Annotated in this window: 17 protein-coding genes; 12 read left to right on the forward strand and 5 right to left on the reverse strand. The window is 35.8% G+C overall.

Annotated elements, in window-relative coordinates:
* Positions 1-4 precede the first annotated feature (4 nt).
* Both ACFSAH_RS06140 and ACFSAH_RS06145 read right to left on the reverse strand, forming a co-directional pair.
* The gene (locus tag ACFSAH_RS06140) at positions 5-433 is read right to left on the reverse strand and encodes a TPM domain-containing protein (RefSeq protein ID WP_379661831.1); all 429 of its coding nucleotides are present in this window, start codon (positions 431-433) and stop codon (positions 5-7) included.
* Between the two features lie 121 nt (positions 434-554).
* Positions 555-1133 carry a LemA family protein gene (locus ACFSAH_RS06145; protein ID WP_379661832.1) on the reverse strand — a complete coding sequence of 193 codons (579 nt, stop codon included), beginning with the start codon at positions 1131-1133 and terminating at the stop codon, positions 555-557.
* Positions 1134-1224: 91 nt separating this feature from the next.
* Here ACFSAH_RS06145 and ACFSAH_RS06150 point away from each other — a divergent pair, with 91 nt between their 5' ends.
* Both ACFSAH_RS06150 and ACFSAH_RS06155 read left to right on the forward strand, forming a co-directional pair.
* Complete coding sequence (locus ACFSAH_RS06150) at positions 1225-2787, forward strand: NAD(P)/FAD-dependent oxidoreductase (protein ID WP_379661833.1); 1563 nt, start codon at positions 1225-1227, stop codon at positions 2785-2787.
* Positions 2788-2907: 120 nt separating this feature from the next.
* On the forward strand, positions 2908-3270 hold the full coding sequence (locus ACFSAH_RS06155; RefSeq protein WP_379661834.1) for a CoA-binding protein: 363 nt from the start codon (positions 2908-2910) through the stop codon (positions 3268-3270).
* Between the two features lie 185 nt (positions 3271-3455).
* Here ACFSAH_RS06155 and ACFSAH_RS06160 read toward each other — a convergent pair whose 3' ends face one another.
* Positions 3456-3908, reverse strand: a complete 453-nt coding sequence (locus tag ACFSAH_RS06160) for a hypothetical protein (RefSeq protein ID WP_379661835.1) — start codon at positions 3906-3908, stop codon at positions 3456-3458.
* Between the two features lie 22 nt (positions 3909-3930).
* Positions 3931-5160, reverse strand: coding sequence for an ROK family protein (locus ACFSAH_RS06165; RefSeq protein ID WP_379661836.1), 1230 nt, complete (start codon positions 5158-5160; stop codon positions 3931-3933).
* A 247-nt stretch (positions 5161-5407) separates the two neighbouring features.
* Here ACFSAH_RS06165 and ACFSAH_RS06170 point away from each other — a divergent pair, with 247 nt between their 5' ends.
* The 9 genes from ACFSAH_RS06170 (at position 5408) to ACFSAH_RS06210 (ending at position 18999) form a co-directional block, all read left to right on the forward strand.
* A complete protein-coding gene (locus ACFSAH_RS06170) occupies positions 5408-6592 on the forward strand; it encodes a n-acyl-d-glucosamine 2-epimerase (protein ID WP_379661837.1) in 1185 nt (394 codons plus the stop codon).
* 19 nt (positions 6593-6611) lie between these two features.
* Entirely contained in the window at positions 6612-9791 is a 3180-nt protein-coding gene (locus ACFSAH_RS06175; protein WP_379661838.1) for a SusC/RagA family TonB-linked outer membrane protein, read from the forward strand.
* Positions 9792-9825: 34 nt separating this feature from the next.
* Positions 9826-11448 carry a RagB/SusD family nutrient uptake outer membrane protein gene (locus ACFSAH_RS06180; RefSeq protein ID WP_379661839.1) on the forward strand — a complete coding sequence of 541 codons (1623 nt, stop codon included), beginning with the start codon at positions 9826-9828 and terminating at the stop codon, positions 11446-11448.
* Positions 11449-11477: 29 nt separating this feature from the next.
* The gene (locus ACFSAH_RS06185) at positions 11478-12578 is read left to right on the forward strand and encodes a glycan-binding surface protein (protein ID WP_379661840.1); all 1101 of its coding nucleotides are present in this window, start codon (positions 11478-11480) and stop codon (positions 12576-12578) included.
* Positions 12579-12585: 7 nt separating this feature from the next.
* Complete coding sequence (locus ACFSAH_RS06190) at positions 12586-13593, forward strand: DUF4434 domain-containing protein (protein WP_379661841.1); 1008 nt, start codon at positions 12586-12588, stop codon at positions 13591-13593.
* Positions 13594-13604: 11 nt separating this feature from the next.
* Entirely contained in the window at positions 13605-14918 is a 1314-nt protein-coding gene (locus tag ACFSAH_RS06195) for an acetylxylan esterase (RefSeq protein ID WP_379661842.1), read from the forward strand.
* Positions 14919-15079: 161 nt separating this feature from the next.
* Entirely contained in the window at positions 15080-16591 is a 1512-nt protein-coding gene (locus tag ACFSAH_RS06200; protein WP_379661843.1) for a DUF4434 domain-containing protein, read from the forward strand.
* Between the two features lie 10 nt (positions 16592-16601).
* Positions 16602-17702, forward strand: coding sequence for an SGNH/GDSL hydrolase family protein (locus tag ACFSAH_RS06205; protein ID WP_379661844.1), 1101 nt, complete (start codon positions 16602-16604; stop codon positions 17700-17702).
* Between the two features lie 52 nt (positions 17703-17754).
* The gene (locus ACFSAH_RS06210) at positions 17755-18999 is read left to right on the forward strand and encodes a sugar MFS transporter (protein WP_379661845.1); all 1245 of its coding nucleotides are present in this window, start codon (positions 17755-17757) and stop codon (positions 18997-18999) included.
* Between the two features lie 143 nt (positions 19000-19142).
* On the opposite strand, the gene ACFSAH_RS06215 is transcribed toward ACFSAH_RS06210, so the two are convergent.
* Positions 19143-20486, reverse strand: coding sequence for a deoxyguanosinetriphosphate triphosphohydrolase (locus tag ACFSAH_RS06215; RefSeq protein ID WP_379661871.1), 1344 nt, complete (start codon positions 20484-20486; stop codon positions 19143-19145).
* Positions 20487-20632: 146 nt separating this feature from the next.
* On the opposite strand from ACFSAH_RS06215, the gene ACFSAH_RS06220 reads away from it, so the two are divergent.
* Positions 20633-21100, forward strand: coding sequence for a pyrophosphohydrolase domain-containing protein (locus ACFSAH_RS06220; RefSeq protein ID WP_379661846.1), 468 nt, complete (start codon positions 20633-20635; stop codon positions 21098-21100).
* Positions 21101-21154: the final 54 nt, after the last annotated feature.

Below are 21154 nucleotides of genomic sequence, written 5' to 3' on the forward strand. Positions count from 1 at the left end.
AGTTTTAGCTCAGAAATACGATGTCGTCCGGTAATTCATTGATGTCGTTATCTTGATATGGAAAAAATCTTTTTAACTGCTTTCCCGCTTCTATAATTCCCAAACTAATACCTTCTGCAATATCATTTTTCTTAAAATGCGCTATCATTAATTCTTTGACCGTATCCCAGAAATTTGCAGGCACTACTTCGTTAATACCTTTATCACCTATAATAGCCAGCTTATTGCTATTAATGGCCAGATAAATTAATACGCCGTTTTTTAGGCGGGTTTGTTCCATGCTGAGATCATAGAAGCATTGTATGGCTCGTTCGTAAGGGTTGTCTTCGCATTTTTTTTCAATACAAACCCTGATTTCTCCAGAAGTGGCTTTCTCCGCCCATTCTATAGATTTTTTTATTTTTTCCTGATCTTTATCAGTAAGCATAGCCATAATTATAAATTAATACCGATGATAAAAATAAAATGAAAGGATGTCAGGTATATTCTAAACAACTCCACCAAAGCAGGTTTTACTACCTGACACCCTTTTTATTTACCAATAATACTATATCTTAAAATTTAACCTCAGGTGCTTTATTTGCTCCCGCATCTGCAGTGAAACTTCCTTTTTGAGAAAATCCGAACATACCGGCGAAGATATTGTTAGGAAATTTTCTGATGTTGGTATTGTATTCCTGTACCGCCATATTGAAATCTCTTCTTGCAACAGCTATTCTGTTTTCGGTGCCCTCTATTTGAGTTTGCAGGTCAAGGAAGTTTTGATTTGCTTTCAATTGTGGATATTGTTCAGATACCATCATTAATCTTCCTAAAGCCTGACTGAGTTGACCTTGAGATTCCTGGAACTTTTTAATGTTCTCTTCAGTTAGCTGATCTGGATTAACCTGAATAGAAGTGGCTTTAGCTCTGGCTTCTATAACTTCTGTTAATGTTGTTTTTTCGAAATCAGCAGCTCCTTTAACTGTATTTACCAGATTCTGTATCAAGTCTGCTCTTCTTTGGTACTGGTTTTCAACCTCGCCCCATTGTGCTTTAACCTTTTCATCTAAAGCTACGTTAGTATTGTAGCCACAAGAGTTTAATGTAAGAACAGCAAAAAGTGCTATAAAGCCGTAAAGTAATTTTTTCATTTTTTCAAGTTTTGATTTTACCAATTTACGCTTTTGGACATCAATTTTCATACCTTTGTTACGATTCGGGATAAATACCCGACATTTTATCATGATTAAGGAAATAGAGATTGCCATTTCGCCAGATTTTATATTCAATGAAGATGAAATCCGTAGATCAATCCTTAGAAAGGCAGAAATAGCTGCCAAACACCTCAAAGGCTTCAAAGTAATTAAGCGCTCTATAGATGCAAGAGGAAAGCAAGTTTTGTATAGGTTAATTGTTAGGCTTTATATTGATGAAGAAATGCCTTTGTCGGAGATGCCTGGTGCTTACCAAAATGTAAAAAATGCCGAACCAGTATTGGTTGTGGGAGCAGGGCCAGCAGGTATATTTGCTGCTTTACGACTGATAGAATTGGGCTTGAAGCCTATCGTAATTGAAAGAGGGAAAGATGTGAAGCAACGTCGGAGAGACCTGGCTGCTATAAACAGATTAGGAGTGGTTAATCCTGAGTCCAATTATTGTTTTGGAGAAGGCGGAGCCGGAACTTATTCTGATGGTAAATTATATACCCGATCTAATAAAAGAGGCGATGTCCAGAAAATGCTCCGGATTTTTGTGGACCATGGAGCCTCAGAAGATATCTTAATAGACGCAAGACCACATATCGGGACCAATAAACTTCCTCATATTATAGCTGAGATTAGAAATACAATATTGGAAGCAGGAGGGGAATTTCATTTTGATACAAAATTGGAGGATTTTTCTGTAGCTAATGGAAGCATAGCGTCGGCCATTACCAATAAGGGTACTATAAAGGTATCTGCACTTATTCTGGCTACCGGACATTCCGCAAAAGATATTTATTATTTATTGGATCGTAAAAATGTCCTGTTAGAGTCCAAACCATTTGCTTTAGGTGTAAGAATAGAGCATCCGCAGGAAATTATAGATCAGGTGCAATATCACTGTGATGTTCGACATGAAAACTTGCCCCCGTCTTATTATAGTCTGGTGGAGCAGGTCGGCGGACGTGGTGTTTTTTCTTTTTGTATGTGCCCTGGTGGAATTATAGCGCCCTGTGCTACAGATAAAGATGAAATAGTGGTTAATGGTTGGAGTCCCTCAAAACGGAATAATCCTTATGCCAATTCGGGAACCGTTGTGCAGGTGAATTTAACAGATGTAAAAGACTCTGCAAAACCCTTAGGAATGCTGGAGTTTCAGCAGGAGGTAGAAAAAAGGGCTTTTGAAATAGGAGGTGGGAAATTAAAAGCACCCGCCCAGCGTATGGTTGATTTTGTGAATGGCAAGGTTTCTGCTGATTTACCTGATAATTCTTATCTGCCTGGATTGATTTCAGCTGACTTGAGAGAAGTTTTACCTGGATTTATTGCTGATAGCCTGGCTAAAGCTTTGCCTGCCTTCGGTAAGAAAATGGCAGGCCAGAAAGGAAGAGTAGGGTATTTTAGCAATGAAGCAATACTTGTGGGGGTAGAATCTCGTACTTCTTCTGCGGTTAGGATTCCAAGAGATAAAGATAGTTTGCAGCATCCACAAGTAAAAGGGTTGTTTCCTTGTGCAGAAGGTGCAGGATATGCGGGAGGAATAATTTCTGCCGCTATTGATGGGCAGGCGTGTGCTGATGCAGTTTTTAAGTTTTTAAAATAAATTAACCGCAAAGTATACAAAAAATGCACAGAAAGATTTAAATATAAGCAGACGAATAAACATTTGTCACAAGCATTTTTGAGAACTTAGTGCCCTCTGCGGTTTTTAAAATAAATGGATATGAAAAAGAAAATATTAATTCTTGGTGCAAGTACAAATCCATCCAGATATGCTTATTTAGCAGCAAATAGGTTGGTAGAGCATGGGCATGAAATTGTAAATGTGGGATTGAAGCAGGGAGAAGTTGCCGGGAAAATGATTGAAAAACCGGAAGTTATCCATACCGATATAGATACAATTACTTTATATGTGGGGCCTGCGCATCAACAAGATCTGTACGATTATATATTAAAAACAAAGCCAAAGCGGATTATCTTTAATCCGGGTACGGAAAACACTGAACTGGAAAATAGAGCTAATGAATTAGGTATAGAAACGGAAAGGGCCTGTACGTTGGTACTGCTGTCTATAGGCGAATATTAAAAGTACTTAAGTTTTAGAAGTTGGAATTAGTAAGGTGGGGTATTGAAAGTGTTCAAGAGCTTTCATCCTTCGTTCATCTTTCGTTATGAGATACTTTAGAGAAGCTTTGCTAAACGAGAATAATATATTAAAAAGAAGGTAGCTAAAAGTATCAGTTTAGTACCTTCTTTTTGTTTTAGGAATGATTACTTACAATCCGTTGGCTTTAAGTTGAAACCTTCTCCGAAATTTATCTGAGACCCTTCTTTGAAATAGGTTTTTCCTAAGTAAGTTTCAATTATTCCAGAACCCTGAATTAAATCTTCTCCTTGTTTCAGAAATACCAATGGATTTTTAGAAGGAGTATTATTAAACTCATAGCTGTAATCTACAAATAAGGTATCACCTCTGAACTCTCCTGTAATCTGTCCATTGGTGTTTGGTTTTTCTTTGAATTTGAAATCCAATGTTCCCATCACTTTCCCCCCATGATCGTGTATAGTCATGTTTAAAGTATCAGCGTTTGTGATTGCCTGATAGCATTTGTTATGCATTGAATGGTCTTCGGTCTGTTCCTGTTGTTGTGTGTTTTTTGGATTTTGGTTACATGCCGCCAAAGAGACTGCCAATACCGAAAGATAGATAAATGACTTTTTCATTGTTGTTGTTTTTGAATGAATTTTATTTAAATATACCTAAAGTTCTGTTTCTGGCAATTAAACAAGCACCAATAATGCCAGATTTATCGCCAAGGTTAGATATAATAAATTTAGTATCGCTATTAACAAGACTTAAGGAGTATTTGTTAACAGAAGATATTATAGGAAGACGTATTAATTCTTTTGTTGCTGCCAGGCTACCTCCCAATATCACTACTTCGGGGTTGAATATATTAATGAGCAACGCAATTCCCCGACCTAAATTTTCACCTATTTTTCCAATTAATTCGATAGATAAAAAATCATCATTATTCGCAGCATCCAGAATATCTTCCAGTGTAATGGAATCGATGTCTTTTTTATATTGTGTTATAATAGATGATTGTCCGTTTTTTAATTTTTCTATCAACATGTTCTTTAATGCCCATCCCGAGGCTTCGGTTTCCAGACATCCTTTTTTTCCACAATGACAGATGATTTCGTTGTCGAAAATAGGAATATGGCCAAATTCTCCTGAATAACCAGATTTCCCATAATAAAGACTCCCGTTAACCAATATCCCTAATCCAATACCGTGATCCATATTTATGAAAAGAACGTCTTTTTCTTCATTTACAAGATCAGAACAAAACTCACCATAGGCCATTGATCTGGAATCATTTTCCAGGTACACTTTTGCGCCCAGTTTTTCTGATAGGGTTTTACTTAGCGGTTCTTCATGGAAATTAAAGAAGCTATAGCTGTACCCCGTGAAATTGTTTACTCTACCAGATATATTCATTCCTATTCCTAAGATTTTGGATTTAGGTATAGATAAATTATTTATATAATCTATAATAATATCGCAAAGCTTATCCAATGATGATATGGTATTCTGTAAGTGGTAAGGGATGGCTTCAGTGATGTTAATTAGGTTATTTTGGACATCTGAAATGCCTATTCTTACACATGTTGTTTTTATGTCGACACCAATAAAAAAGGCAGAGTCTGACACTAATCCATATATGTTAGGCTTTCTACCCCCTGTCGAGTCTACTTTTCCAAAGTCTTTTACAATATTTTCTGTAATCAGGTCATTTATCAGAGTAGTCGCTTTCGGTACACTGATATTTAACTCTTTGCCAATGTCTGCAATGGTAGCATTTCCCTTCTCTACAAAATAGGCTAATGTTTCCTTTTTAAGATTGATGTTTTTAAAAGCAACGCCTGTTATACCTTCGTCATTCAGGCTCTCTATAAAAGTTCTTTTCATAATAATAATAGTTGCAAAGATAATATTTAAACGATGGAATAGCTAAGTATCATTTGATGTTTATTTTTTATTGCTCTTGTTGTTATTAAAAAATATTATTTATTTTGTTTTATATTTTAAATATATTTTATATTATTGTATTACATTTGAATTTTATTTATGTTCAATATGTGTAATGAGAACTATTGTTTAATAGTTGTGGTGGTTTGAGGAATTTGTGTTATTAAAAAAAATTAAGAAGATAAAGATGGATTTTAAGTTACTGGCTGAGTTGTACGAAACCGAATTATTAGAAAATATTATGCCCTTTTGGTTGAAATATTCTCAGGATGAGGAGTTTGGAGGGTATTTTACCTGTCTGGATCGCGAAGGGAATGTTTTTGATACTGATAAGTTTGTTTGGTTGCAGGCTAGAGAGGTGTATATGTTTGCGTCTTTGTATAATAAATTGAATAAAAACGAAGAATGGTTGAGTTGCTCCATTCAAGGAGCAGAGTTTCTAAAGAAGCATGGACATGATGGTGATTATAATTGGTATTTTTCATTAGATAGAGAAGGTAATGCGCTGGTAGAGCCTTACAATATATTCTCTTATACTTTTGCTACTATAGCATTTGGCCAATTAAGCTTAGCGACCGGAAATAAAGAATATGCGGAAATAGCCAAGAAAACATTTGAGGTTATACTTACTAAAGTAGACAATCCGAAGGGGAAATGGAATAAAGCGGTTCCGGGTAGCCGGAATCTAAAAAACTTTGCTCTTCCAATGATATTGTGCAACCTGGCGTTGGAGATAGAGCATTTATTATCTCCTGGAATATTGGAGAAATTAATTGATGATTGTGTACACGAAGTTCTTGAGGTTTTTTATCGGCCCGAATTGGGAGGGGTAGTGATAGAGAATGTTACTCTAGACGGGCAGCTATCCAATACTTTTGAGGGGAGATTGGTAAATCCAGGACATGCTATTGAAGCAATGTGGTTTATTATGGATTTGGGGGTGCGCTTAAATAGAGAAGATATTATAAAAAAAGCAGTTGATATTACTTTAAATATGCTTGATTATGGATGGGATAAAAAGTATGGAGGGATATTTTATTTTATGGATCGATCAGGATTTCCTCCCCAACAATTGGAATGGGATCAGAAACTATGGTGGGTGCATATAGAGGCCTTGATTTCTTTGAGTAAAGGGTATCAATTAACAGAACGTCCAGAATGTCTGGAGTGGTTTGGGAGATTACATGATTATACGTGGGCACATTTTAAAGATCCCGAATTTCCAGAGTGGTATGGATATCTAAATAGACAGGGTGAACCTTTGTTGACTCTTAAGGGGGGGAAATGGAAAGGGTGCTTTCATGTGCCTAGAGGGCTCTTTCAATGCTTGAAAGTATTTAAAAATATAGCTGATAAAATAGAAATAAACTAAATTATAAATCAAAATAACTATGTGTAAACCTAATTTAAAGAATAATAGCAGGATTTTCCTGTTACTCATTCCCCTTATGCTAATAGCTTCATTTCTGAAAGCGCAAATTTCAGTTAGTGGGCGTGTTACTGATAGTGAAAATCAGCCTCTTATTGGTGTGTCAATAGCCGAAAAAGGATCTGCGAATAATAGGGTTACTGGTACTGATGGTTCTTATTCCATTAACCTAACTAGCCCAAATTCAATATTGATATTTTCTTATATAGGCTTTGGTTCGCAGGAGATTGTTTTAAATGGACGTAAAAAGATAAATGTAATTATGTTGCCCGATGAAAAGAAGCTTAATGAGGTGGTGGTGATAGGGTACGGGACAGTCAAACGAAGGGATGTAACGGGAGCCATTTCTTCAATAAAAGGAGAAGATATCATGAAGGCTAGCCCATCTAATATTTTATCTGGTTTGCAAGGACGTGTAGCTGGGGTTGTTATAAATCAGAATGATGGAGCTCCAGGAGCAGGGCTAAGTATGCAGATACGAGGAACCAATTCTTTTCTTGGAGGAACTCAGCCGTTATATGTTATTGATGGTGTGCCATTGGCTGCTAACAATGGTAGTGCTACTCCAGGCGCTTTGGAGGCAGGAGACAAACAAACGATTAATGTGCTATCATTCCTAAATCCTGCAGATGTAGAATCTATTGATGTTTTGCGTGATGCATCGGCGACTGCTATTTATGGATCGAGAGGAGCTAATGGGGTGGTGCTTATTACTACCAAGAAAGGGAGAAAAGGGGCAGATAAAGTAGAGCTTAATTTAAACTACGGTTTTTCTGGTGTGATTAAGAAAATAGAAATGTTGGATGCCTATAATTACGCCTCTTTACAAAATGAAGCTTATGCCAATTCAAATATTTTCGAGGGGACAAACTACGAATTGCCATTTCCAGGCGAATGGAGACCCTCTATATCAAATCCCAATGAACTTTTTTATGCAAAAGGGCCAGAAGATTTTATAGGAAAAAGTACCAATTGGCAAGATGAGATTCTACGTACTGCGAAAATACATAATCATACATTGACTATCTCTGGAGGTGATGAGAAGGGGAACTACTCACTTTCGGGTAATTATTTAGATCAACAAGGTGTTATTTCATCTTCTTCTTATAAAAAATATGGAGCCAACCTGAATCTTTTCCGAAATGTAAAAAAATGGCTCACTGCAGGTTCATTTACAAGTTATTCGCATAGCGAAAACAGTATGGTTAAAACCAATACAGAAGATTTATCTGTTCAGGCAGGTGTAGTGCGCGCAGCACTTGCCTTTCAGCCTACTGCCTCAATAATTGATTCTACCTTGAATGATTTCTCCCGTTCTATAACTACTTCAAATCCTTATTTGTATGTGAATAATGTACTGAACAGAATTGAAGTGAATCAGGTGTTTTCTTCAAATTATCTTGAAGTGGCCTTACCTGCTGGGTTTAAGTTTAGGCAAAATATAGGTATAGGTGTTTATGGGAGCCTGAGAGATCAGTATTATCCTCGTTTGGTGTATGAAGGTATGCAGAGTCAGGGACTTGCATATAAAAGCGATAATAATTCTCGGTCTATGACATCCGAAAGTATTCTTTCTTATATTAAAGCATTAGACTTACATAACATATCAGCTACTGTGGGCACTACCTACGAATCATTTGTAAGCACCTATAAGAATCAACAAGCAAGCAACTTTGTAAATGATTTACTTGAAAACAACAATATGGCGGGAGGGCAAACCTATTCACCTCCGCGCTCTGGAAAGTCGTCTTCTGCTCTGTCATCGGTTCTTGCTAGGGTAAATTATAGTTATGATAGCCGTTATATGTTTACAGTATCTTTCAGGGGAGATGGTTCTAGTAAGTTTGCGAAAAACAACAAATGGGCATTTTTTCCTTCAGCAGCTATTGCCTGGAACTTGGGACGTGAAGAATTTTTGGAAAGTAATAAACTAATTAGTGAAGCTAAAATGCGTTTCAGTTACGGGCGTACGGGAAATCAAGCTATTAATTCTTATCAATCTCTTTCTAAACTCATTCCATACAACTATACCCTTGAAGGAAAGCTGTCTAGTGGCTATGCCGATGATGTTTGGGCAGGTCCTGCTAATGAAAATCTTAAATGGGAAACGACAGATCAGTTTAATGCGGGAGCTGATGTAGGGTTGCTAAATAACAAAATTCGTTTTAATGTGGATCTTTATTACAAAAAAACATTTGATCTGTTACAGAATATAGTAACTCCGGGTAGTACTGGTTTTACATTTGCATTGCAAAATGTAGGAAGTATCCAGAATAAAGGGATTGAGTTTTCATTAACAACTACACCGATATCCAGTAAAGATTTTTTATGGAATATTGGAGGTAATATAGCATTTAACAGAAATAAAATTTTAGATATTGGCGATGTTGAGCACCAATTTGCTAACAGTGTTAAGTTTAATAATGATTTACCATTTATACAAAAAGCAGGGCTACCGGTTGGTGCTTTATACGGATATATAGAAGATGGGATTTTTAGAAATGAGGCAGAGGTAAGAGCACATCCTTTTTATGCAAATCAGAGCGAGGCTATTATAAAAAGAACTGTTGGGGAAATCAGGTATAGAGATATTACGCCGGATGGGGTACTTACAGATAAGGATAGGGGCGTAATAGGTGATGTAAATCCTGATTTTACATATGGGTTTACGACTGACTTTCATTACAAAAAACTCGATTTATCTATTTTTATACAAGGGGTTAAAGGAGGGGATGTTATTAGCATGAATACCCTTTACTTGTCTAATGTGGGAGCTTACAATAATGTTACGAAGGATATTTATAACAATCGTTGGACTCCGGAGAACTGGGAACATGCAACTAACCCCAAAGCAGAAGTACAGTATTGGAGAACATTCAATTTTAGTAGGAGATTCGTTGAAGACGGCTCTTATATTCGTTTAAAAAATGTCAATGTAGGGTATACTTTTAATATTAATAAGAGAATAATAGAGAAAGCAAGAGTATTTGTTGTTGGCTCCAATTTACTAACAATTACTAATTATTCAGGGTTTGATCCAGATGTTAACGGATATGGTGAAAACCCGGCACTGCGAGGAGTAGATTTAGGAGGTTACCCTAATTCGCGAACTGTAAATTTTGGAGTGCAGTGTATATTTTGATGTTTTTGTGTTTTTTAAATTAAGTTATTTTGTTATGAAAAATAAAATTATTGTCTTTCTCTTTGTTGGGGCTTCCTTGTTGAGTTCTTGCTCAAAAATGCTGGAAGAAAAAACATATGATTTCATTTCTCCCAATAATTTCTATCAAAATGGAGAAGATGCTATCGCTGCAGTTAGTGGGGTATACAATGTGTTGTATTCTACAGGGGTTTATAAAGCTGCCTATTGGTTAATTGATTTAGATTCGGATCATGCATCAGGAGCAGGCTGGTTTCTGGGGAGTATAGGTGCGGGTAACCCACTTGCTTACTGGGGAATAAATACTATTTGGAATGATCATTATTTACTCATTGCTAGAGCTAATGGAGTCTTAGCTAATGTTCCAAATATTAAAATGAATGAGGAACTGAAACAACGCCTTTTAGGCGAAGCCTATTTTCTTAGAGGATGGGCTTATTTTAATCTTGTGCGTATTTATGGAGGAGTGCCTCTACGTGATAAAACCCTTGCTTCTGGGGCATTAATTGATCAACCTAGAGCATCTGTGTCTGAAACCTATAATTTTATTATTTCCGACCTGAAAAAAGCAGAAGAAATGTTGTTTCCGCATGATGATAGCCGATCAGGCGAGAAAGGACGTGTAACTAAAGCTGTGGCAAGTGCTACACTTGCAAAAGTATATATAACTATGGCTTCAGGAGCGCTTAAGGGAGCGTCTATTACTGTACGTGGTGGACAAAATAATACTTTTTATACCTACGCAAAAGATGTAGTCAAAGGTTATGAGGGGTTCAATAGTCTGGAATTATATGAAGAGGCTAGAAAAATAACCGCCAACTTAATTTTAAGTAAAGAATATAGTCTGTTTCCAAATTTCATGGATTTGTGGACTATTGAAAATAGGAACAGAGTTGAACACATGTGGCAAATACAAGCCCTTAATGGAAATCCTGATTTGCAAAATGATCTCAACTATTATTTTAATGCAGCTAAAGAAGACAGAAGTAATGTTGGTGCGGTATGGATGAGCAATAACCACTATAATAATTATGAAGATCATGACCACCGCGTGTTATACGGTGTAAGACATCAATTTATTGTGAATTATGGTGACCCTAATAATAATGGATTTCTATTATATCCAGAAAGAGATAGTTTAAAGTATAAAACAGATGCTGCAGGGAATGTCTATTCTTTCAATGGAGATTACCATGACCATGGTTACTCAGAAAAATATAGTAAGGTAAGTGATCCTAAACCACAAAACTCAGATGCTTTCTTTCCTGAGTTACGTTTTGCTGAAGTGTTTTTAATGCATGCCGAAGCCGAAAATGAAGTAAATGGACCTACGCCTGCTGCCTACGCCTCTTTGAACGAGATACGTACAAGAAGTAAGGCCTCTACTGTACCAACAGGTATGAGTAAACAGGACTTTAGGTCTTTTGTATTGGAAGAAAGAGGACGAGAACTTGTTTTTGAAGGAAAAAGAAGATTTGATTTATTGCGGTGGGGTATTTATTTACAGGTAATGAACCAGATAGCTGTGGATAAAGACAATATTTCTAAAGTTAGGGCTAAGAGAAATTTGCTATTTCCTATTCCAATTGATGAAATCAATTCGAATAAAGCTATTAATGAAAATAATCCGGATTGGTAGAATTCATGTTTTTAAAAATATTTTATGTTATGAATAAGTATTTAAAAATTTGCGTAGTATTCTTAATACTGGCCATTGCTTTGGCTGGCTGTAAAAAAGAGACTGAAATGCCTCAAGGTCTTCCTGTTATAAATAGGGTGGCACAACCTTTGGACCTTAGCGCTGATTTACGAGAGGGCGACTTGAATGATTGGCTTATTATTTACGGACAAAACCTTTCAAAAGCTCAGAAGGTAACTTTTAATAATGAGCCAGTTGAGAGAAAGGATTTTTATGCTGTCGATACAATGATAAGTATCAAAATTCCCCGTAAAATACCTTCAGTTATTACTAACAAAATTGAAGTTACAACATTAACAGGTGTGGCTGTTTACGATTTTGATATAAAAATCCCTGCTCTAGTATTAGAGGGAATGTATAATGAATATACTTTGGAAGGGGAAACTTTATCTTTGATAGGAAAAAATTTCGATTTGTACGATATTAATGAAAATGGTGCAGAAGTTACTTTTCCTGGTGGTTTTACAGTTCCTGTTATTGAAGCTTCAGCAAATACCCTTAAGGTTGTTGTTCCTGTGGGAGCACAGTCTGGAAAATTGAGTATTTATGCTCCATCACTTTCTGTTCCTCTTGTTACAGATGGATTTTATAAGGACAACCGTAATTTGTTTTTTCCGCTAACACCTTATCCAGCAGATGAGATTTATGGAGTAGGAATGGTGTCCGCAGGTCCAATACCCGCTTCGATTACTGGTAATTATTATCATGTGAAACAAAATTGGGATGCCAATTTTCAGTGGTTAACCTTATTTTCTGTTCCCCGTAAACTTGGCGTGGTGGGATCTACCGCTAATTACGTTTTGAAGTTTGAAGTTAGTGTCCAAAAGCCTATTAAAAATATGCAGGCGACTTTTTATCTGGATTATGCTCCAGTTTATAGCTGGAAACCATTTGAACAAACTGGAAGTTTTACAACCAATGGACAATGGAAAACGATTACTATTCCTATGTCCCAGATTCAAAGTAATTTATTGGATAAGGAATATGTATGGCAAATCACTTTTGATGGACATGGACCTGATGATTATGATGTCGCTTTTTGTAATTTCAGAATAGTACCAGCTAAATAACCACCGTATGAGAAAATATATAATCTTTTTGTTGCTTTTGATATTGTCAACTATTATTCAATGTAAAAAGACAACAGCAACTAAAGGAGAAGAACAAAAAGAATATCTGGTGGCTAGTGGTACTTTTATACAGGATTTTCTTGTTTATAACTGGGATGATGCTAAATGGCAACAAGAATTGAGTGTGTTGAAAGAAGTCAAAATGAAATATATTGTGTTTTATGCTTCTGTTTATAATAATCAATCCCTGTATGAAAGTGAACTACCAGGTATTACGAGTAAGTATAACGTAGATGTTCTTGATAGATGCCTGCGTAATGCCGAGCGGGCAGGAATGAAAGTTTTTATAGGATTAAATTTTCACGAAGATTGGTGGCAGCCTTATACTTCATCATGGTTATACGAGCAGATGAATATCGGTAATCAGATTGCCAGTGAGATAAAAGAAAAATATTCCGAAAAGTACAAAAATTCTTTTTACGGTTGGTATTGGGCTTGGGAAATTGACAATTTAAATTATAAAACTCAAAGTAAGCAAGATATGTTGGTTAATGCACTTAATAGTAATCTTAATCATCTACGATCTATTACTCCCGATATGCCTGTAATGTTATGTCCGTTTATGAATTACAGATTGGGATCAGCAAGTGAGTATAGTAAAATGTGGACCTATATATTTTCCAAAACCAATTTTAAGGCAGGAGATGTTTTTGCACCACAAGACTGTATCGGAGCAGATGGTTTGAAAATCGAAATGTTAGATAGTTGGTTTTACCATTTATCAAAAGCTGTAGAGACAAAACCAGGATTATTGTTTTGGTCTGATGCAGAAACTTTTGTACAAAGCAATTGGTCTCCTGCGCCGATAGAGCGTTTTGTTGAACAAATGAAAATTGTACAGCCATATGTAAGTGGTATCATCACTTTTGCTTATTCCCATTATTATAGTCCTGTGACTGTGTCTGGTGATTATCATCAGCGATATAAAAATTATTTAAAAACAGGAAAGTTATAAAATATTGACTTATGAGAAAATTAATGTTTTTTGTTATACTTTGTATGTTAGGCCTTTCATTCTTAAATACTGCTTATTCACAACAGCCAGACAGTAAGGCATCTGTGCAAATAAGAATAGAGCCCAATCACACTAACTCGTTATATAAAATGGGTGAAGTTGTTTCTTTTAAGGTAACAGTACTATTCAAAGAAAGACCTGCTAAGAATGCTGAAATTTATTATGAAATCGGTCCAGAAAAAATGAAGCCTATGCTTTCAGGGAAGTCTTCCACAAAAGGAACCATTATATTACAGGGTGGGACACTTGATCAACCTGGTTTTTTACGTTGTGTAGTAACTACCACTATGGATGGGGTTACCTATAGAAATCTTGCGACTGTAGGATTTGAGCCAAGTCAAATAAAAGCTGTCGCAAAAATGCCTGAAGATTTTCTCGATTTTTGGAACAGTAGCATCTTAGCTTCTGAAAAAATAGCAATGGATCCGGTGTTTACACCATTACCTGAAAGGAATACAGATAAGGTGAATGTGTATCAGGTAAGTGTAAATAATTATATGCCTGGAAATAAAGTGTATGGCATACTTTGCATACCCAAAAAAGAAGGAAAGTATCCCGCTATCATAAAATTTCCAGGGGCGGGAGTTTGGCCCTTGTATGGTGAGCCAAATCTCGCAGAACAAGGTGTCATTACGCTGGATATAGGGATTCATGGTATACCGCTTACATTAGACCCAGCGCTTTATTCAGCGTTAAATGCAGGTGCACTTAATGGCTATTTTATGTATAATCTTGAGGATAAAAATAAATATTATCATAAGCGCGTTTTTCTTGGCTGCATTAGGGCTGTGGATTTGATTTTTCAACTTCCAGAGTTTGACGGAAGTCGACTTGCTGTTTGCGGAGGGAGTCAGGGAGGTGCATTAGCCATTGCAACTGCAGCACTGGATAAAAGGGTTAATTGTGTTGCAGCACTTTATCCAGCTCTATGTGATCTCACTGGTTATTTACATCAGAGAGCAGGTGGCGCTCCTCAGATAGTTTATCCAGAATATATCAATGATCCCATACAACAGAAAAAAATTGAAACAGCGGGTTATTATGATACGGTGAACTTCGCTAGAATATTGAAAATTCCGGGATTTTATCTTTGGGGTTTTAATGATGAAGCTTGTGCTCCAACTTCTACTTATGCTGCTTATAACGAAATTCAAAGTCCAAAAGAATTATTTCCTGATCCCCGATTGGGACATTGGTCAGCGCCTGATCAATGGGAAAAAGTAAATAACTGGATTTTTAGACAATTTAATAACAATACTCATTAGTTTTTCTTTAATGAAAGATATGTGTAATAAATTAACCATTCCTAAGTGGGAAATAAAATATAGTTATTCAAAGCTTATATAAGATGTTATTAACAAAAGAAGTGTCAACACTTGAATAAAACTACAACGCATAAAGTAATAAAATCAGAATGAATGTTTGTATGAAAATGTGGATAAATATAATTGTAATTACATTGCTAACATTAGGATGTTCTTTTGCTCAGACAACAAAACAAGTAAAAGGTACATGGGTGAATTTGCCGTATCAGGATGTCAGAAATAAGTATATGAATCCGAAACATGTGAATTATACAGACCCGCTCTTTTGGCATACTAAAATAAAGGAATATGCAGAAATGGGGCTTTCATATATCGTTATCATGGCTGTTGCAAATGAAGAAAAGTCTTTTTATCCTTCACAGTTTATGGCCTTAGCTTATCCACAAGGACAGGAAAGTCCTGTAGAAGCAATAATGAATGCAGCAGATAAGTATGGAATGAATGTTTTTATGAGTTGTGGATGGGCGATTAATCAGGATGATGATATTCGTAGACCGGAGATTAAAGTAATTCAACAAAAGATTATGAGGGAGACGGCCGAACTTTTTAGTAAGCATAAATCTTTTTATGGATGGTATCTTCCTGTTGAGGATAGCTTGTCTCCTGTACTTCCAGATCAATCGGTAGAAGCTGTAAATACATTGACCGAAACAGCAAAAAGTCTGACTCCCAATGCGAAAATTATGATTTCTCCGTATGGTATATGGAATGCAGATATAAGAAACAGGAAATTTGCAGATCAGATTAAGAAATTAAAAGTAGATATTATAGCTTATCAGGATGAAGTAGGTTGTGTGAGGGAACCGTTTCCGATAAAAAGAGTGAAAGAAAACTTCCAAATATTAGGTCAAATTCATAAAGAGACAAAAATAGAGTTTTGGGCTAATGTAGAGTCTTTTACGTGGGAAAAAGAAGATAATTCTCGTGAATCAGCACTCGTACCTGCAGCTTTTTCGAGATATCTATCACAGATAGTTGGAGCAAGTATGTCTGGAGCTAAAGAAATAGTGAGTTTTTCGATTTACGGGATTATGGATAAATCTACTTCGGAAATGCCAATAGGCCAGCCAATTGGTTCTGCAAAGTTTTATTCAGATTATACAGATTGGCAAAATGGTATCGGGCGATGGCCTTTATTAGAGAAAACTTTTATGGGTAATGTAAATAACTTAGCCACAGGTAAATATGTGAAATTTAATACGCTTCCTTCTTCCAAAATAAATAAAGGTAAGCTTACAGATAATTCATATGGTTATGAGGATCCTTCTGATAGTAATTGGTTGTCTTTCGAAAATGGTATCATGAATTTTGAGGTTGATCTTAAGAAGATAATAAATATTAAATCAATAGCTGTACGTTTTTTACATTATCGAAAAGAAAACGTACTACTACCAAATATCGTAGATTTTTATGTTTCTTCTGATGGGAGAAAGTTTAAAAAAGCAAAGACAATAGCTATGGAGGCAAGCCCTAATGATCGTCATGATAGTTGGATAGATATTGCAATGGTTGGCGATTTAAACGAGACTGCTCGCTTTATAAAAATAATAGCAGAAGGAGATAAAGACGGACAGATATTATCAGACGAAGTATTAGTTAATCCTGTATTTTAAAACTGAACGAATGAGAAAATTATCTTTTGTTATTTTATTTAGTCTGTTATCGCAGATACTATATGGGCAATCTAATGACTTGGTGCACATTAAAGCAGTTGCCCCGGAAATAAAGTATTTTGGAAGAACATTAGTCAATAATATTGGGGATGTTACTTTTGACTGGGCAGGTACTTATTTTGGCTTTGATTTTATTGGAGAATCATGTTCTATGAAAGTTACTGAAACTGGAGTTAGCTTTTATAATGTTTTCTTAGGCGATACATTGGCTCATGTTATTAGAGTTTCACGTAAAGATACCAATGTTGTTATAGCATCGGGATTGAATCCAAATAATAAACACCGATTAAAAGTTCAAAAAAGATCAGAAGGAGAGTTTGGAAAAACTACTATACATCATTTTATTCTACCAAAGAAAGGCCGTATATATTCCGGAAATTATTTTAATAACAACAGATTTATTGAATTTATAGGAGATTCCTATACGGCAGGTTATGGAACTGATGGAAACCATCGCGATGACCCTTTTTTTATAGAAACAGAAAATGCGAATAAAACTTACGCATGTATTATTGCCCGTTATTTTAATTCTGATTATGCACTTATAGCACATTCCGGTAGAGGAGCTGTTAGAAACTACGGAGACCCACTAACACAATCAAAATATACGATGAAGGATGCAATGATGAACACTTTAAATAGTGATACCATACATAAATATAATTTTAATCAGTATAAACCAAGCCTTGTTGTAGTTAATTTGGGTACAAATGACTTTTCAACCAAGCCTTATCCGTCAGAAGTAGAATTTCATTCGGCATACAAAAAAATTCTTGCTAATATTCGGAATAATTACGGAGAAGTCCCTGTTTTATGTGTTGTGCCACGCTTGAGCGAAGATTTAGAAAAATATATAAAAACTTTCGCAGCAGAATTAGATGACCTAAATTTACATATAACTGCGTCTTTAAAAGGTGTGTTTAACGATGATTCTGATATGGGGGCTGCTTGGCATCCCGGATACTCCGGTCAGAAAAAAATGGCAATGTTTATTATACCGTATATATCAACTATTCTTGGTTGGGAGCTTCAGGACAGGCCTGTTCAATAACTATTTAATTCTATAGTATTAAATTAATTTAACAAAAAACAAATTTTAAAATATGGCATTTACTTCAGGTCAAAATATGGAAGTATCTAATACTGCAACAGGTAATTCTAATTATACGCCTGCTTTAATTTCATTAGCAGTATTATATTTCATGATGGGTTTTATTACCTGCTTGAATGATACTTTAGTTCCTTTTTTTAAAGAAGGTTTCACTCTTAGTTATTCGGAATCTTCTCTCGTACAGTTCTATTTTTTTCTAACTTATGCAATTGTCTCCATTCCAGCAGGAAAATTAGTAGAACATATAGGTTATAAAAATGGAATGGTCACGGGATTTGTAATAGCTGCTTTTGGCGCTTTACTTTTCTTTCCAGCTTCTGTATTTCATCAATATTCGGTTTTCTTAGTAGCACTATTTATTCTGGCTATTGGAATAGTGTTACTCCAGGTTGCAGCGAATCCTTATATTACGGTATTAGGCAAACCAGAAACAGCTTCTTCTAGGTTGACATTAATTCAGGGAGTAGGCTCTATAGGGACTACCGTAGCTCCTCTTTTCGGAGCTCATTTTATCTTGTCTAGACTAACGGAGTCAAGTTCTTCCAGTGATGCCGTAAGTTATCCTTATTTGGGGATTGGGATATCTTTGGTTTTTATAGCTGTAATCCTTTCCCGCTTATCTTTACCTAATATACAAACCGTAGTAGACAAAAGGATACAAGATAAAGAAGCAAGACAGAGTATATTTAGATTCAGAAATTTGAATCTTGGGATAATAGCACTTTTTATGTATGTAGGTGCTGAAGTAGCAATAGGTACTTTTCTTACAAACTATATAGCGGATACTTTAGACATCAGTGAACATATAGCTAACAATTATGTGGCATTTTATTGGGGAGGTATGTTGGTAGGGCGTTTAGCAGGGTCTGTTGTTCTGAGATCTGTAAGGCCATCCGTTGTATTGGCTTCATCGGCCATATTAGCCGCAACACTTATTTTAATTTCTATTAATACTAGTGGGACTCTGGCTGTATGGACAATGATTTTAGTCGGATTATGTAATTCAATTATGTTTGCTGTTATTTTTTCTCTATCAGTAAATGGTTTGGGAAGTTATACTACTAAAGCATCTGGACTACTATCCACAGCTATAGCAGGAGGGGCGGTAGTGTCTTATGCACAAGGACTTGTTAAAGATTCGAATACTTGGCAAGTTGCATTTATTATACCTATAATCTGTTATTTATATGTGATTTTTTATGGACTTAATGGGTATAAATCCAGATTCAATCATTGAAGGAACTATGAGTAAATTTATTAAACTATCTTTATTCGATTGCTTAAAATAATTCTGAAGAATGAATTAGATAGATACTTGATAGTCTCTTTGAAGAATACAATATGTAACAAATCTGAATATTTATTCACATTTGTTACATATTACCTTATCGCAGGAAAAGACAATCCCTTTATCTTTCCATACAATTCCACAGCATACAAATCCGTCATTCCTGATACAAAGTCCAAAACCGACTGTATTTTAGAATAAGTATCATCCTTGTCCGTTAAAAATTGCTTTGGAATCAGTTTTACTAATTTTTTATAGTAATGTGTATCGTTATGGATAAAAGCCGGAACAAATTCTTCCAATAATCCGGCCATCACTTTGTATCCGGCTACTTCTTTTTCAATTACCGAAGAGTAGTTATATATTTTTTCTATAGATATATTTTCAATTGCTTTCCATGCCTCAATTAAGGGAGAAGGCAAAGATTCTGTCAGGCTTTGATTAAATTCACCTTTTAATATCAACTCTTGATTATCAAAGAAAATCTGTGTGCAATTGTTAATTAACGTGTTGATGGCTTTAGCCCTTAACAAGCCCACTCTGGCATCATTATCATCATAATCGGTTTCTAGCCGGGCTTCTGTAGAATTGCTGTTAGCTAGAGGCAGCAGGTAAGACTTAACTTCATCATAGGATAATATTTTTAAACGATGAGCATCTTCCAGGTCTATAATGCTGTAACAAATATCATCAGCCGCTTCCAGTAAATAAACTAAAGGGTGTCTGTGATAAATGATAGGATCATCCTCTACTTTTAAAAGTTGTAATTCATTAGCAATCCTTTGAAAGCTTTCCTGTTCGGATTGGAAGAAGCCATATTTTTTTCTATTGATAAAAGACTTGTTCTTTCCGGCAATAGATGCACAGGGGTATTTTGCAATGGTGGCTAAGGTAGAGTAAGTCAATGCATAAGAATCGTTTCCTTTTCCATTGAATGGATGGGTTAAAATTCTGATGGCATTGGCATTTCCCTCAAAATGGATTAAATCTTTCCATTGAGCAGGATTAACCTTGTCCTGATATTTTTTTCCGTCACCATCTGTGAAATACCTTGAAATAGCAGCTTCACCAGAATGGCCAAAAGCGGGATTTCCTAAATCATGGGCTAAGGCTGCGGCGGCAACAATGTTTCCCACTTCGCTGATTAACGGAACCTCTTTTAAAAGCTCCGGGCGTTCGTCTTGTACCTTGTTATGGAAAATGGTTCCTAAAGAACGACCTACACTGGCAACTTCCAGACTATGGGTGAGTCGGTTATGGACGAATATACTTCCCGGTAAAGGGAAAACCTGAGTTTTATTTTGCAGCCTTCTGAACGGAGAGGAAAAAATAATTCTGTCATAATCTTTTTGAAAATCAGACCTCGCTCTGTCCGCATATAAAGGTCTGTCTTCCTGTCCAAATCTTCTGTTAGATATTAAATGTTTCCAATCCATCATAGCGTCCAAAAATAAGTAATTAGTAACAAGTATCAAGCACAAAGTATTCCGTCTTTATTTCTGCTCCTTTTTCAACAATTACACTGTATAATTCCAATTTTCAGTCTAAACCTTTAACTTTCCACTTTTAATTTTTTAGAGATATGATACAAGATCCAAATCCATTGAAAAGTGTGGCAGAATTTCATTCGACCTTTAAACACCCGATAGAGCAAGCGCCTGTAATTCCTACCAAAGAGCGATGTGAATTAAGATTGTCACTATTGAAAGAAGAGCTTAAGGAACTTCAGGAAGCAATAGAAAATAATGATTTGGTAGAGGTGGCCGATGCTTTTTGTGATTTGCAATATGTACTGTCGGGTGCTATTCTTGAGTTTGGCCTAGCTGCAAAATTTAAAGGGTTATTTGATGAAGTACATAGAAGTAATATGAGCAAAGCCTGCAAAACAATTGAAGAAGCAGAAGCCACTATTGCTCATTATAAACAAAAAGATGGAACAGAGGCGTATTATAAAGAATTGGACGGACTTTATTTGGTATACAGAACATCAGATCATAAAACCTTAAAGTCTATAGCTTATTCTCCTGCAAATATACCTGGGTTTTTATAGATAGTAAGCGTTACTTACTCTTTTAGAAACTTCTTCGGGTCAAGCCCATGATAT

The sequence above is a fragment of the Pseudopedobacter beijingensis genome, from assembly GCF_042678145.1.
Taxonomy (GTDB): domain Bacteria; phylum Bacteroidota; class Bacteroidia; order Sphingobacteriales; family Sphingobacteriaceae; genus Pseudopedobacter; species Pseudopedobacter beijingensis.

Excerpts from the sequence above, each read along its gene's own strand:
- ACFSAH_RS06140 (WP_379661831.1), bottom strand. The coding sequence starts at position 433 with ATGGCTATGCTTACTGATAAAGATCAGGAAAAAATAAAAAAATCTATA.
- ACFSAH_RS06145 (WP_379661832.1), bottom strand. The coding sequence starts at position 1,133 with ATGAAAAAATTACTTTACGGCTTTATAGCACTTTTTGCTGTTCTTACA.
- ACFSAH_RS06150 (WP_379661833.1), top strand. The coding sequence starts at position 1,225 with ATGATTAAGGAAATAGAGATTGCCATTTCGCCAGATTTTATATTCAAT.
- ACFSAH_RS06155 (WP_379661834.1), top strand. The coding sequence starts at position 2,908 with ATGAAAAAGAAAATATTAATTCTTGGTGCAAGTACAAATCCATCCAGA.
- ACFSAH_RS06160 (WP_379661835.1), bottom strand. The coding sequence starts at position 3,908 with ATGAAAAAGTCATTTATCTATCTTTCGGTATTGGCAGTCTCTTTGGCG.
- ACFSAH_RS06165 (WP_379661836.1), bottom strand. The coding sequence starts at position 5,160 with ATGAAAAGAACTTTTATAGAGAGCCTGAATGACGAAGGTATAACAGGC.
- ACFSAH_RS06170 (WP_379661837.1), top strand. The coding sequence starts at position 5,408 with ATGGATTTTAAGTTACTGGCTGAGTTGTACGAAACCGAATTATTAGAA.
- ACFSAH_RS06175 (WP_379661838.1), top strand. The coding sequence starts at position 6,612 with ATGTGTAAACCTAATTTAAAGAATAATAGCAGGATTTTCCTGTTACTC.
- ACFSAH_RS06180 (WP_379661839.1), top strand. The coding sequence starts at position 9,826 with ATGAAAAATAAAATTATTGTCTTTCTCTTTGTTGGGGCTTCCTTGTTG.
- ACFSAH_RS06185 (WP_379661840.1), top strand. The coding sequence starts at position 11,478 with ATGAATAAGTATTTAAAAATTTGCGTAGTATTCTTAATACTGGCCATT.
- ACFSAH_RS06190 (WP_379661841.1), top strand. The coding sequence starts at position 12,586 with ATGAGAAAATATATAATCTTTTTGTTGCTTTTGATATTGTCAACTATT.
- ACFSAH_RS06195 (WP_379661842.1), top strand. The coding sequence starts at position 13,605 with ATGAGAAAATTAATGTTTTTTGTTATACTTTGTATGTTAGGCCTTTCA.
- ACFSAH_RS06200 (WP_379661843.1), top strand. The coding sequence starts at position 15,080 with ATGAAAATGTGGATAAATATAATTGTAATTACATTGCTAACATTAGGA.
- ACFSAH_RS06205 (WP_379661844.1), top strand. The coding sequence starts at position 16,602 with ATGAGAAAATTATCTTTTGTTATTTTATTTAGTCTGTTATCGCAGATA.
- ACFSAH_RS06210 (WP_379661845.1), top strand. The coding sequence starts at position 17,755 with ATGGCATTTACTTCAGGTCAAAATATGGAAGTATCTAATACTGCAACA.
- ACFSAH_RS06215 (WP_379661871.1), bottom strand. The coding sequence starts at position 20,486 with ATGGATTGGAAACATTTAATATCTAACAGAAGATTTGGACAGGAAGAC.
- ACFSAH_RS06220 (WP_379661846.1), top strand. The coding sequence starts at position 20,633 with ATGATACAAGATCCAAATCCATTGAAAAGTGTGGCAGAATTTCATTCG.